This is a genomic window from Microcoleus sp. FACHB-831, assembly GCF_014695585.1.
Taxonomy (GTDB): domain Bacteria; phylum Cyanobacteriota; class Cyanobacteriia; order Cyanobacteriales; family FACHB-T130; genus FACHB-831.
Window position 1 is genome coordinate 1 of the sequence record NZ_JACJON010000032.1, and the last position, 13,170, is coordinate 13,170.

Below are 13,170 nucleotides of genomic sequence, written 5' to 3' on the forward strand. Positions count from 1 at the left end.
TCTCGCTCAAAGTTCCCGTCTAAAAAGCCATTTCATAGGGGAACTGGAACTCAATGTGAACATCTTAACTTCTCCATTCTCAACACTGCTTAGAGCTTAACCGAGAAGTATTGGGAGGCCTCCTGGGAACGAGTTTTGAGTCTTTACCTCAAAAAATTCAAACTCGACCGCTGAGGATAGCTAAACAACCAAACCCAGTAATAATAGCACCAGAGACTTTATTCACAAGCTGCAACACCTCAGCGCTTACCTTAGTCCGAAGTACATCCACACCAGAACTAAGAATTAGCCACCATAAACTTGAACCGAAGAAAACGCCCACAGCCAACATTGCAGTTGAAATATAGTCGCGATCGCCTGCGTCTGCAAATCCAAAACTAGCAAACACAGCCGCATACGAGAAAATAGTCACGGGACTAGCCAGTGTAAGGAAAAACGTTGATGCATAAGCACCAACAAGATTATTTTCTTTCCCCTCCGCTAATTCCTCCGCTTGTTGGGATAAAAATATCTTCAGCCCTAGAATACAAAGAATCCCACCCCCAATAAAGTGAAGCCAGACTTGTTCGCGGAGCAAAAAAGTAGAAATGAAAGTTAGGCCAAATCCGGCAATAGCGCCATAAATTGCATCCGCAGTAGCCGCACCCAAACCAGAAGCAAAGCCAAATGCCTGCCCTCCAGCCAAAGTACGGCGAATGCAAAGCACGCCAACTGGGCCAACTGGTACAGCGATTGAGAAGCCGATTAGCAGCCCTCCGAGCAAAAAACTTATTAAACCAATTGTCATGGATCTAAGCTAGCTAGGAAGTTTTTTTCTTGGCACGAGTTGAAGTCGTTGTTGTCTTTTTAGCAGCCGTCTTCTTAGTTGTTGAAGAAGTTCCCGCTGCCTTACTCTTATTCGATGCAGCTGATTTGCTCGATTTCCCCGTTGATTTCGCAGTAGTTCCTCCCTTAGCAGCTAACGCTTGCAGGGCGGTTTCTATTGTCATGCTTTCCACAGTTTCACCTTCTGGCAGTGAAGCATTGGTTTTGCCATGCTTCACATAAGGGCCATAAGGGCCATCGTAGATATTCACTGGCTCTCCATCAGCAGGGTGAGCGCCCAATTCCCGTAAAGCTGCCTTGGACTTGCGTGCGCTTCCGCCGCGTCCGGTCTTGGGCTGTGCCAATAACTCTAGCGCACGTTCCAACCCAACGGTTAATACATCATCGCCAGTTTTAAGGGAGCGGAACTCTTTCCCTTCTTTACCCTGGTCGTGGACAACGTAGGGGCCAAACCGTCCCAATCCTGCTTGGACTTTACTGCCAGTTTCCGGGTGGACTCCCAAAAGACGGGGTAGCGCTAACAGGCCAACTGCCATATCCAGGGTCACATTTTCTGGGGTGACACCCTTGGGTAGAGAGGCACGTTTGGGTTTTTTATTCTCCTCAGTGGTATCGCCTAATTGGACATAGGGGCCGTAAGTGCCGATCAGAACATAAACTGGTTCTCCGGTTTCTGGATGCAAGCCAAGTTTTTCCGGGCCTTCTGTTTTCTGCTGTAGAAGGGTCTCAACTAGCTCAACGTTAAGGTCTGAGGGGGTAAGATCTTTGGGGATTGAGGCTTTTACTGGCCCGGATTCGTTTTCAGCTTCGACGTAGGGGCCGTATTGACCGATGCGGACTTTAGCTCCACCTAAATCGTCCAGTTCTATGGTGCGGGCTGCTGTGGCATCTATCTCGCTTTCCCTTTCCTTAACTTGCGTTGCCAGCCCTTTATCTCCCAAATAAAACTTTTTCAGATATGGCAGCCATTGTGCTTCGCCCATAGAGATATCGTCTAGGGTCTGTTCCATCTTGGATGTGAAGCTGGTATCTACCAAATCGGGAAAGTGTTCTTCAAGCAGACCTGTGACGGCGAAGGCGGTGAAAGTGGGAACGAGGGCGTTACCATTCATCTGAGCATAGCCGCGATCGATGATAGTACCTATGATGCTGGCGTAGGTGCTGGGACGACCGATTCCTTCACTTTCGAGGGTTTTTACCAGGGAAGCTTCGGTGTATCGGGCTGGTGGCTGAGTTTCGTGACCGATGGAATCTAGGGCTTTGCAGCGTGGCTTGTCGCCCACTTCGAGCGGAGGTAGGATTACTTCCATGTTTTCAAGTGCGGCATCTGGATCGTCTGAACCTTCGACGTATGCGCGTAAGAAGCCGTCAAAGTCGATACGTTTGCCGCTAGCACGGAAACCCGCATCTTCGACTTGCAACTGTACTGTAATTTGAGTTTGCTGGGAGTCCGCCATTTGGGTAGCGACAGTGCGCTTCCAAATCAAGTCATATAGTGAAAATTCGCGACCGCTTAAGCCTGTTTCTTGGGGAGTGCGGAAGGTGTTTCCAGCGGGGCGGATGGCTTCGTGGGCTTCTTGAGCGCCTTTGCTCTTGGTGGTGTACTGGCGGGGTTGGGGGCTGAGGTATTGGGGGCCGTACATTTGCTCGACACAACTGCGGGCGGCTGCGATCGCTTGTTGCGATAAGTGTACGGAATCCGTCCGCATATAGGTAATATATCCCTGCTCGTACAAACTCTGAGCAGTCCGCATTGTGTCACGCGCCGATAAGCCCAGTTTCCGGTTAGATTCCTGTTGCAGTGTCGAAGTCGTAAACGGCGGTAAAGGTTTGCGAGTAACGGGGCGTCGCTCTAAATCTGCCACGGTCCAAGTTTTACCAGCCAGTCGCGCTTCTAAGCTTCTAGCTTCAGCTTCACTCAGCAAAATCACGTTCCGACCAGCAGTAATTTGCCCCGTAGCTTCATCAAAATCGCTGCCCGTTGCTACCTTAGTTCCTCTGAGGGTGACAAGTTTTGCTTCAAATGGCGTCTTGTCTTTGTCTAAAGTTGCTTTGAGATCCCAGTAACTACCCTTGCGGAAAGCACGCCGCGCACGTTCCCTTTGTACCAACAGCCGCACCGCTACAGACTGAACTCGCCCTGCTGATAAGCCATAGGAGATTTTTTTCCACAGCAGGGGCGAAAGCGTGTAACCCACAAGGCGGTCGAGAATGCGCCGCGTCTCCTGAGCGCGTACAACCTGCTCATCAATATTGCGGCAGTTTTTCAGAGCGTCGCGGATGGCTTCTCGCGTGATTTCGTGGAATACCATGCGCTTGATGGGCACCTTGGGCTTTAGCAGCTGGAGCAAATGCCACGATATACTTTCGCCTTCGCGGTCTTCGTCAGTTGCCAGAACTAATTCGTCGGCTTCTTTTAGAGCATTTTTTAGCTGGGTGACAGTTTTCTTTTTGTCCTTGGGGACGATATACAAAGGTTCAAAGTTAGCTTCCACATTGACGCCCAGCTGCGCCCATTTTTCCCCTTTATAGGCTTCGGGAATTTCGCTAGAAGATTGGGGAAGGTCGCGCACATGACCCATCGACGCCTCAACGATGTAGCTGGAGGGCAGGAAGTTACGAATGGTACGTGCTTTAGTGGGTGATTCGACGATAACGAGGGTTGTCATGGGGGCTTGTTAAGTAGCAGCTGGGCTGAACAGTCTAATTTAAATAATTTATGCCAAATGTCAAGAGGTGCGAACGAGTAGCTTCACGGATCTAGCGATGGTATGCCGACTCGAAATGAATTTCGCTCTAGGTAGCGGTGCATTAGCGCCGCTAATACCCGAAGCTAGCTCAAGCCGCATATAAGGCAAGCCATTCGGCCAGTTGCAACAGATTTGGGGACTTTTGCCATAGTGCGGGGGTGAGGTTAGCAAGACCAAGATCGCTAGCCTTAATGTCAAGCTATCTCAATTTCTAACTTACTGCTGATGGGTAAGGCTGTCGAACCGTAGCTGACGCTAGCAGAGATCTAGATTATTTTGGAGATGTGGGCAGCGATCGCACGCCTTAACTCTTATTGGTGGCAGCAGTCCATCCCGCAAGCATAGTGTTGTGCGACGCCTGAGACAAAAATATTTCAGGAGAATAATTTATGCAACCGATTCGACAAGGCGACGTAATTTTACTGCCTGCGGAGCAAGTCGAGGGAAAAACGCTACCTCACCTGACCTTAGCAGAAGGCGAGGTGACTGGACACGCACACCGCATCAGCGACGGACAGGCGGAATTGCGCGAAGAGAAAGGAATCTTATATTTGCGGGTACTTTCCCCGGAGGCAACTTTAACCCATGAGGAGCATAAGGCAATTAAAATTCCTCAAGGCAGTTGGATGGTGAGAATTCAGCGCGAATACGAGCCTAATTCTTGGAGATACGTTGCTGACTAGGGTGAAAAAGGTTATTGATAATCCCGGAAAAGGGGAGAGCGATCGCGATCCCCCGCCCCTTGGCTAACGCGCTTTCCACCGCGCCAATCGAGCTTCAAAAAATCTCTGAAGCCGTCAAGGCATCATAGGCAACTAACGCATTTGAAGAACAATTTTTTTATAGGCCTTATGCTGCCGTGAAACATTTTGTAACACTCAAAAGCTCCGCAGCAACAATAATTCATAGAGTGCGGTACGCTATGATTTTCTAAAAAATTTATAACCTAAATGATGTAATAAATAATTAATAATTTGTCAATTAAGTTAGCCAATTAATTATAATTTTATTTTAAAAGAAAATATATGAATTAGTACCTATATGTTGAAGATAATTAAATTATAATTTCATAAAAACATTAATCTGAGTAATTGAGGCTAGTAACTTTGATTAAAGTAGAGCGGTATTGAATTGCCATCATCGGGCTAAAAGCGGGGAAATCTTTCAGGCGATAGTCAAGCATTAGGGGTTGTTGTTGCCGAGAGAAAATAGCTGTAGCGTATGCGATCGCCCTATCAACCTCTTCGTGAATGACGAGCAACTGACCAGTCGCTATGGGAATTGGGAGCGATCGCAGAGATTTTTTGCGGGCGATCGCCCCACAAGCTTGCCAGCCAGATTTACACTAAAGTGTAAAGGCGAATAGCTGGCATTCTATTTTAAGGAATATTTTGTACCCTTCGCCCAGATGGTGCGATGCGAGCGTACTAGCCACCAGCAATGTCAAATCCAGTTGATTGCCCGTAATAAATTCTGTACGCAGTATGGGTAAGCTACTGGATTTGATATAAATTGTCTAATCAGGGCTTACCTGCCTGCTATCTTGAAAATCATACAATGGCTGTGAACGACTCGTTTTTATCAAATTTATCAAGCTGGGGGTCAGCTCCGCAAAAGTTCTTCAAACGGGAGTTGTTGCCCCTCTTAGCAGATTTGCGGCTGGCGATTTTCTTGCTTTTAGCGATCGCGGTCTTTAGCGTTTCTGGCACTGTCATTGAGCAGGGGCAATCCCTGGCATTTTACCAATCCAACTATCCAGAAAACCCAGCTTTGTTTGGTTTCCTCACCTGGAAAGTTCTCTTAACGCTTGGCTTAGACCACGTTTATCGGACTTGGTGGTTTTTAGCCATACTCATTTTGTTTGGCAGCAGTTTAACAGCTTGTACTTTTACGCGCCAATTTCCTGCTTTAAAAGCTGCCCGTCGCTGGAAATTTTACGACAAACCGCGCCAGTTTCAAAAGTTAGCTTTAAGCGCTGAATTAGAAACTGGCTCTTTGAATTCTTTAGCTACATTGTTGCAACAGCGGCGCTACAAAGTTTTTACTGAAGGGAATACGCTCTACGCTCGTAAAGGCATAGTCGGACGCATTGGCCCGATTGTCGTCCATGCGAGTATGTTAATCATTCTTTTGGGCGCTATTTTAGGCTCGATGACAGGCTTTGTTGCTCAAGAAATGGTTGCTAGTGGCGAAACTTTTCAGATTAAAAATATTTTCGATGCTGGACCTTGGGCAAAAGCGGAAGTCCTCAAAGATTGGGCAGTGCGAGTGAATCGCTTTTGGATTGACTATACTCCTAATGGTGCTATTGACCAGTTTTATTCCGATCTTTCTGTCGTGGACAACCAAGGGACAGAAATTGACCGCAAGACGATTCACGTTAATGAACCGCTGCGTCACAATGGAGTAACTTTATATCAGACTGATTGGGGTATTTCCGCTATCCGATTGAAGTTTAATAACAGCCCTATTTTGCAGCTGCCAATGTCGCCGTTAGATACCAACGGCAAGGGGCGAATTTGGGGAACTTGGATTCCTACTAAACCGGATTTGAGCGAGGGCGTTTCTCTTTTAGCTAGAGATTTACAAGGAACGCTGCTGCTTTATGATGCCAGCGGCAAATTGATTAATACTATCCGTGCTGGAATGTCACTAGATGTAAATGGGGTAAAGTTAACTATTGCTGATGTTGTAGGCAGCACTGGGTTGCAAATTAAAGCAGATCCCGGTATTCCACTTGTTTATGCAGGCTTCGGTTTGTTGATGTTGGGCGTGGTTATGAGCTATGTTTCCCACTCGCAAATTTGGGCATTAGAAAAAGGTACTTCTGTTGGTTCTGGGAAGGAGTTAGTAACGTATCCTTTTTATGTGGGTGGAAGGACTAATCGCGCTCAGGTAGCTTTTGAGCGAGAAGTTATGGAAATTTTGGATCAACTGGCGGCATCACCCAAAGAGCTGCCCGTTGTTACAACTGAAACCGTAGCTAGCTAAGATGATTTAAAAGGCGATCGCCTTTTATAATATTTAACCTAGAGGCGTTCTATGCAACGTCTCTAGAAGCCGTTCAAAAGTATGAAGATTGCGGTATCCGCGAGCGCGCATACATCTACCTATAAATTTAAATACATTGTTGCCAATCTTATTCTAAGAAATTTTATTTCCCAGTTATACTTACTAAATATTACCTATTTATTTGTTTATTTAATTAATAATTATTTAATTCTAGTATTTTACCACAAGCAGGCGGCAAATTGATGAGTAACATCAAAAAGAGAGTCCTGGTCGAGTTGATTGCGATCGCGGCTGTTGCCATGTTGGGATTTACGATGGCAACTTTTAAGTTATCAGAGATAATTAGCAAGCTGGCGTGCGAACGTCAGGAATCGCAAATTGTAGAATTTTTTGCTTTTATTTTAATTATGTCGCTGGCTTTTGGCTTTTTATTGTGGCAGATCTGGGGAAATCGGCACAATAAAGAGCTATTACAGATAAACTCAGAAAGCGAGTACCGCTTTCTATTTGAAAACAACCCACATCCCATGTGGGTTTATGACCAAAACACCTTAGAATTTTTGGCCGTTAACGATGCCGCTATTAATCATTACGGCTATTCGCGAGAAGAATTTTTGAGGCGGACAATTCTAGACATTCGTCCTCCCGATGATGTCTCCCTTCTGTTGGACGTTATATCTGTAAGTTCTCCTGGCGTTAATATACCAGGCATCTGGAAACATCAGAAAAAAGACGGCAGCATTATTGACGTAGAAATCGTATTTCATACCTTAACATTTGCAGGTAGAGCTGCCAGATTAGTTCTTGCCACTGATATTACGAATCGCCTATGGGCAGAGCGGGCATTGCGGTCTAGCGAAGAAAAATATCGAACGCTGTTTGAAGCATCCGCTGATGCAATTTTTTTGCAAACTTTAGATGGTTTTGTGCTTGACGGTAACACTTCAGCGTGTGAAGTATTTGGTTATAAACAAGAAGAATTAGTTGGGCTAAGTTTAAAAGATTTATTTACAGAAGATACCGCTAATCAAGTAAAGGCTTTAATCGCAGAAAGGTTAACGGAAGGGTGTATTTTTATAGAAGGAATTAGTAAAAATAAAGATGGCACAATTTTTCCATCTGAAGTCAGAGTAAAACGGCTAACGATGTGCGGTATTGAAATGCTTATTATTTATGTAAGAAATATCAGCAGCCGCAAGAAAACAGAAGAAAAAGTTATTTTTCAAGCGTCAATACTAGATCAAGTTCGTAATGCTGTAATTGCTACGGATGTAGAGGGAAAGATTATCTATTGGAATAAGTTCGCCGAAAAATTATACCAATGGAAATCAGAAGAAGTAATTGGAAAAAGTATTTATGCGATCGCAGTTCCGCCCAACAGCCAAGAAGAAGCTCAGGAAATTATTGCGGGTTTGAATAAAAGTCTATATTGGGAAGGTGAATTTGTTGTAAGTCGTAAAGATGGCAGCACATTCACGGCTCAAGTGGTGGATGCAGTAATAAAAGACACCCAGGGTAAACCGACAGCATTTGTTGGCGTGAGTATAGACATTACAGAACGCAAGCAGGCAGAGCAAGCATTGCAATTAGTTGTCCGAGGAACTGCATCGGTAACTGGCAATGGATTCTTTTATGAGTTGGTACGTTATCTGGCTCTTGCACTTAAAGTTCGCTATGCCCTAATTGGTAAAGCGATAGACAAAACGGGTAATAAAATACAGACTCTTGCAGTGTGGGCGGGTGACGAGTATGGCGAAAACTTTGAATACGATCTCGCGGGTACTCCTTGTGAAAATGTTGTAGGTCAGGCTCTACGCTTCTACCCTTGCGGCGTGCAGAGTCTTTTCCCGTTCGATTCTCTGCTAGCTGATATGGAAGTGGAGAGCTATCTGGGAATTCCAATTTTTGATTCGCAAGGCAGCAAACTTGGGATTTTGCTGGTGATGGATGATAAAGAAATGGCAGAATCGCCTAGTGTAATTTCGATAATGAGCATTTTTGCAACAAAGGCGGGAGCAGAATTAGAGCGCAAAGCTGCTGAAGAAAAAATTGAATTTCAAGCGAATATTTTGGCTCAAGTGAAGGATGCTGTTATTGCCGTAGATAACTGCGATCGCATCACTTATTGGAATCAGGGAGCGGAATTTTTATATAATCTAAAAATAGATGAAGCACTAGGACAGCCTATAGATGAAGTAGCTAACTATCGCTGGGTTAAACCAGAAGATGAACGGGCGGCAAGTGAATCTTTGGTAGCAACAGGTTTGTGGAAGGGAGAAAAGATTGCTACTAGGGATAGTGAAGAAATTTATATAGAATCAACAATTAGCATACTTAAGGATAGTAATGCTAACCCTGATGGCTTTCTTTATGTATGCCGCGATATCAGCCCCCGCAAGCAAGCAGAAGAGGCATTGCGCGAGAGCGAGGAGCGGTTCCGACAGTTGGCAGAGAACATTCATGAAGTGTTTTATCTGTCGGATCTGAGGAAGCCTAAGATAATTTACGTCAGTCCTGCCTATGAAGAAATTTGGGGTAGCACCTGCGAAAGTTTATACAAGCAGCCCACTTCATTTATGGATGCCCTGCATCCAGAAGATCGAGATCGGGCGATCGCTTTCTACGCCCAAAAACAGCGGGGAGAGGATTGCGAACTAGAGTATCGCATCGTGCTGCCTGACGGAGCGATACGTTGGATTTGGGATCGCAGCTTTATCATTTGCGACGAATTTAATCAACCTTACCGCGTCTGCGGTCTTGCCCAAGACATTACCGAGCGCAAAGCCGCCCAAGCAGGACTGCAAAAAGCTTATGATGCCTTAGAGATTGCAGTAGAGCAGCGAACGAGTGAATTAGGTAGCGCGATCGCGCAACTAGGAAACCAGATTGCCGAACGCGAACGCATCCAAAAAGCACTCCATCAAAGCGAAAGGCGCTATCGTGCTATTTCTGAACTCACCTCTGACTATGTATATGCTGTCAGGATTGACCCCAATGGACAACTGGCGGTTGAATGGGTGACAGAAGCATTCAACCGCATTACAGGCTACAGCTTAGAGGAGATAAATACCCTCGGTGGTTGGATGCGGGTGATTCACCCCGATGATTTGGAAATTGGTAAAGTATTCGGCGAAGCCATCTCCTCCAATCAGCCATTTGTGGGTGAATACCGAATTGTGAGAAAAGATGGTGAAATACGCTGGCTTATCGATCGCGCCCAACCGGAGTGGGATGCATCTAGCTCTCGACTTGTTGGTATGATTGGCGGCGTGCAAGACATCACTGTTCGCAAGCACGCTCTTCAAGCATTGCGAGAATCAGAGGAGCGGTTGTCTGCTTTAGCAAAACTCGTCGAAGACATCGCTGCCAATATTCCAGGCTCGGTGTATCGCCTAGCTATAAAGGATAACGGAAATATTGAATTACCATTCCTCAGCGCAGGCACGCAGGAACTTACTGGAATAGCTCCCAAGGAGGCGATGGCCGATCCCTCGCTATTGCATACAATTATCCATTCTGATGACAAAGAGCAGTTCGTTCAACTTACTTCAGCATCAGTTGAGACTCTTGAGCCTTTCCGCCATGAATACCGCATTATCACAACATCAGGGCAATTAAAGTGGGTGCAAGATAGTGCCCGTTATTACCGAACAGACAAGGGCGATGTAGTTGCAGACGGCGTGGTTCTCGACATCACCCCGCGCAAGCAGGCAGAAGAAGCGCGGTGGGAGAGCGAGCAACGTTATCAAACTTTGGCAAGAGTATCGCCAGTGGGTATATTCCGCTCAGATGTGAGGGGACAGACTTTATACGCCAACGAACGAGCCTGCGAGATTGCAGGAAGGACACCCGAACAAGTCTTGGGAGGCGGCTGGGGACAAGCGTTACATCCCGACGATCGCGATCGCGTATTTGTCCTATGGGAACAAGCAAAGAAGGATAATTTGCTGTTTCAGTCAGAGTATCGCTTGTTGCGCCCAGACGGAGTACAGACGTGGGTACTTGCTCAGGTAGCCGCTGAAAAGGGGAACGACGGAGAAGTTATAGGCTACGTGGGGACAATTACCGACATTAGCGATCGCAAGCAAGTTGAGGAGGAAAAAACCAGTTTAATCGCCTCTCTACAAGAAAGTCAGGAACGTTTTAGAAGCGCATTTGAGCATACGCCAATCGGCATGGCACTGGTGGGAATCGATGGTGCTTGGTTGCAGGTTAATCGTTCGGTATCCGAAATTTTGGGTTATTCAGAAGCCGAATTGCTAAAGAAGAATTTCCAGGAACTCACTCATCCAGAAGATCTAGATAACAATCTTGACTGTAAAGACAAATTGCTGGCGGGTGAAATTCGCACTTACCAAATGGAGAAGCGATACATCCACAAGCTTGGTCGCATTGTATGGGTGCTGTTGAGTGTCTCTTTAGTAAAGAACTCTGAGGGCAAACCTCTTTACTTCATTTCTCAGATGCAAGACATCAGCGATGCAGTGGCGGCGGCTACGCAACGCAAGCAAGCTGAAGAGGAACGCCAAAAGTTGGTTTCTCTGGTCGAAAACAGCGCTGATTTCATTGCTATGGCTACGTTTGAAGGAGAACCATTTTATCTTAATGAAGCAGGGCGACAACTCGTTGGCCTCGATAGCGTTGAAGAGGTTCTGGCAAGTTCAATCTCTGACTATTTATTGCCAGAAACTTGGTTGCAATATCGCGATGTTATTATTCCCGCAGCTCTGCAAACTGGTTATTGGGATGGTGAAAGTCAGCTTCGCCACTTTAAAACGGGAAGACTCATCGACGTACAAATGAGCTTATTTATTGTGCGAAATCCCGAAAGTGGGGCACCTATGTGCTTGGCAACAATTCAGCGCGACATCACAGAACGCAAGCAGGCAGAGGCGGCGCTGCAAGAGAGCGAAGCGCGGCTGCAAATGGCTCTAAGTTGTGCGCTTATGGGTACTTGGGACTGGAACGCGATCGCTGACGAGGTGAAGTGGTCGGATAGTATTGAATTTCTCTTTGGTGTTAATCCAGGTTCCTTGGCTGGAACTTATGCAGCCTATCTAGACTGCATCCATCCAGAAGATCGCAACTGCGTGGAACAGGCGATCGCTCTTTCTCTTAAGGAAGGTAGAGATTATTACGTCGAGCATCGCATCATCTGGCCTGATTGGACAATTCGCTATGTAATAGCTAAGGGGATGGTCTTGCGGGACGCAACAGGACGTGCCGTGCGGATGACAGGGGCGATTGTCGATGTTACTGCGGCTCGACAAGCAGAAGATGCACTAAAACAGCAGAACGAGCGATCGCGTCTGATTGCCGAAATTGCTCAGCGCGTTCGTCAGTCTCTTAACCTCACTGAAATCCTCAACAAGACTGTCACAGAGGTGCGAGATTTTCTGGAAGTCGAACGGGTAGCAATCTATCAAATAGATGTTGGCTTTGATGGTAAGTTTGTTGTCGAATCTGTTGCAAGCGGCTGTTCTTCACTTTTAGGCATCGCTTTAAAAGATCCTTGTTATAGTGCAGGATATATTCGCAAGTATCAACAGGGACACGTAACTGCAATTGCTGACATTTACACGGCGAAGCTAGCCCCTTGTTACGTTGATATGCTGGCTAATATCAAGATTCGCGCCAATCTGATTGTGCCAATTTTATTAGAAAGCGAACTCTGGGGCTTTCTCTGTGCCCATGAATGTTCCTCTTCACGTCAATGGCAGCAGTTGGAAATAGATTTGCTGCGCCAACTATCAACGCAGGTAGCGATCGCCATCAAACAATCCTCGCTTTTTCAACAACTCAGCGATCGCACTGCTCAACTGGAAGCTGTCAATAAGGAACTAGAAACATTTAGTTATTCTGTTTCCCACGACTTACGCGCCCCTTTGCGCCGCATTGAGGGTTTCAGCAAAATTTTGCAAGAAGACTACGCCGATCAGCTAAACGAAACAGGCAAAAACTACCTCCAGAGGGTTATATCCTCTACTCATCGCATGGGAGAACTGATTGAGGACTTGCTCGATCTATCTAAAGTGACGCGCACGCATTTTGAGCGCACTCAAGTCGATCTCAGCACTATGGCAAGAGCGATCGCCGCCGACCTCCAGCACCGCGACCCGCACCGACAAGTAGAATTTATAATTCCTGACGACCTTATCGCTAAGGCTGATGCACGGCTATTGCAAATAGTTCTAGAAAATCTTCTCAACAATGCCTGGAAGTATACATCCCACCACGCTACCGCCCGCATTGAAGTCGGAATCTGGTTCCATCCTGCTGGCTATCCAGTCTTTTTCGTCAGCGATGACGGGGCTGGCTTTGATATGGCTTACGCCAACAAACTCTTTGGGGCTTTCCAGCGCCTCCACTCACCTAATGAGTTTCCAGGTAGTGGCATTGGTCTAGCCACCGTACAACGCATTATTAATCGGCATGGCGGTCGCCTCTGGGCTGAAAGTGCTGTTGAACAGGGGGCAACTTTCTACTTTACCCTTAAATAAATTTGTAGGTACTTATATCAAATCCGGTTAATTGCCCATAATCGATTAAATTCAATTCCTCGCTAAGGAATTTGTAATGTTCT

At 46.3% G+C, this 13,170-nt stretch carries 6 protein-coding genes; 3 read left to right on the forward strand and 3 right to left on the reverse strand.

Features of this window, described 5'->3' with window-relative positions; genetic code table 11:
* Nucleotides 1–157 precede the first annotated feature (157 nt).
* Entirely contained in the window at nt 158–787 is a 630-nt protein-coding gene (locus H6F77_RS06375; RefSeq protein WP_190486467.1) for a LysE family translocator, read from the reverse strand.
* A gap of 13 nt (nt 788–800) precedes the next feature.
* A complete protein-coding gene (gene topA, locus H6F77_RS06380) occupies nt 801–3,494 on the reverse strand; it encodes a type I DNA topoisomerase (protein ID WP_190486469.1) in 2,694 nt (897 codons plus the stop codon).
* Between the two features lie 470 nt (nt 3,495–3,964).
* Between topA and H6F77_RS06385 the strand changes: the two genes are divergently transcribed.
* The gene (locus H6F77_RS06385) at nt 3,965–4,258 is read left to right on the forward strand and encodes a DUF8820 family protein (protein ID WP_190486471.1); all 294 of its coding nucleotides are present in this window, start codon (nt 3,965–3,967) and stop codon (nt 4,256–4,258) included.
* A gap of 395 nt (nt 4,259–4,653) precedes the next feature.
* On the opposite strand, the gene H6F77_RS06390 is transcribed toward H6F77_RS06385, so the two are convergent.
* Nucleotides 4,654–4,836, reverse strand: a complete 183-nt coding sequence (locus tag H6F77_RS06390) for a hypothetical protein (RefSeq protein ID WP_190486473.1) — start codon at nt 4,834–4,836, stop codon at nt 4,654–4,656.
* 296 nt (nt 4,837–5,132) lie between these two features.
* On the opposite strand from H6F77_RS06390, the gene H6F77_RS06395 reads away from it, so the two are divergent.
* Both H6F77_RS06395 and H6F77_RS06400 read left to right on the forward strand, forming a co-directional pair.
* On the forward strand, nt 5,133–6,566 hold the full coding sequence (locus tag H6F77_RS06395) for a cytochrome c biogenesis protein (protein ID WP_190486475.1): 1,434 nt from the start codon (nt 5,133–5,135) through the stop codon (nt 6,564–6,566).
* 263 nt (nt 6,567–6,829) lie between these two features.
* Nucleotides 6,830–13,087: a PAS domain S-box protein gene (locus tag H6F77_RS06400; RefSeq protein WP_190486477.1), complete on the forward strand. Its 6,258-nt coding sequence runs from the start codon at nt 6,830–6,832 to the stop codon at nt 13,085–13,087.
* Nucleotides 13,088–13,170: the final 83 nt, after the last annotated feature.